This is a genomic window from Kocuria sp. ZOR0020 (assembly GCF_000800955.1).
In the GTDB taxonomy this organism is placed as follows: Bacteria; Actinomycetota; Actinomycetes; order Actinomycetales; family Micrococcaceae; genus Kocuria; species Kocuria subflava.
The window spans coordinates 1-1,338 of sequence record NZ_JROX01000326.1 but is presented as its reverse complement, the minus strand read 5'-3'; the positions used below and the strand labels follow the sequence as shown (position 1 = coordinate 1,338).

Annotated in this window: 1 protein-coding gene and 1 pseudogene; both read right to left on the bottom strand. The window is 70.3% G+C overall.

The genetic code is table 11. The annotated features are described in order from the left end of the window. Positions 1-661, bottom strand: a pseudogene (locus tag L979_RS13505) (Nramp family divalent metal transporter); the annotation flags it as partial. Between the two features lie 191 nt (positions 662-852). Then, positions 853-1,338: isoprenylcysteine carboxylmethyltransferase family protein (locus L979_RS13500; protein WP_047692741.1), on the bottom strand; the 486-nt coding region annotated here is incomplete at its 5' end.

The following is a 1,338-nucleotide window of genomic DNA, read 5'->3' as shown; positions in this document are numbered from 1 at the left end:
GGGGCATCACCGTGGCCCCGAGCATGCTCGCGGCCAGCAGGACCGTCGGGGTGCCCTCGAACCGTGGGACGATCCCGGCGACGGCCTCGTCCCACGACACGGGGCCGAAGAACAGGCCGGTGACGAAACCGGCGGTGACGATCGCCAGTAGGCCGGTCACGACGAACTCGAAAAACCGAGGGCCCCGGCGGGTCTGCAGGACCAGCAGCAGCATCGAGATCACCCCGACGATCACGCCCCCGGCCAGCAGCGGGATCCCGAAGAGGATGTGCAGGGCGATCGCCCCGCCGATTACCTCGGCCAGGTCAGTGGCCGCGGCCACCAGCTCGGCCTGGACCCAGTAGGCCAGCCGCCAGCCCCGGGGCAATCGGTCGCCCAGCAACTCGGGCAGGCTCGATCCGGTGACCAGCCCGACCTTCGCCGAGAGGTACTGGATGAGTACCGCCATGGCATTGGCGGCCACCAGCACTCACACCAACAGGTACCCGTACTGGGCGCCGGCGGTGAGGTTCGCCGCGACGTTGCCCGGGTCCACGTAGGCGACCGCGGCCACGAAGGCTGGACCCAACAACCAGGGCAGCGGTTGGCGGCGCACCCACCGCTCTCCTGGGGAAGTGGCGGCAACACCTGTTGAGCCGGTGCGCCCGGTCCCGGTCCTCATAGAAAGTTAAGCTATACGAACTTTCCGGCGCGGGGAATGGGGGCCCGGCCTCGAGGGCTTGGTCATGCCCCCAAACGTGCGCGCGCAGGAGGGGCTGGGCGCCTCGACAGCCGATCACAGGGGCATGGAACTCCGGACGGTGCTGGTCTCCTGGGGTGGGGGAACTGTCGGCCAGTGGTGGGGTCCTGGGTTCAGGGGGTCAGCTCGCCCAGGGGTGCGGGGCGGAGTCGGCCGAGACCGGGCATGAACCGGCCGACATGAGCGGCGTAGGAGGCGTAGGCCTGTCGGTGGGTGCTCAGCAGGTAGGGCTCTTCGACGAGACGGACCTGCAGCTCCACGGCCACCAGCAAGCACAGCCACGCCGCTGCAGTGACCACGGTGGGCACCAGGAGGGTCAGGCCGGCCAGGGTGGTGAGCATCGCGGTGAAAATCGGGTTGCGGACCACGGCGAAAGCCCCGGTGGTGACCAGCTCGGTGCGTTCGGTGGCGTCGACACCCACCCGCCAGGAGGCGCCCATGCCGGCCTGGGCGGCTAGTACACCGAGGAAACCCACCACGGTGACGACCGCCCCGGCCCAGGACAGTGCTTGCGGGAGCCGGGGTGCGGCCACGGTGCCGGTGAGGGCCAGGACGGGCCCGGCCGCACCGAGAACCAGGGCGGCCGCGAACAGGATCCC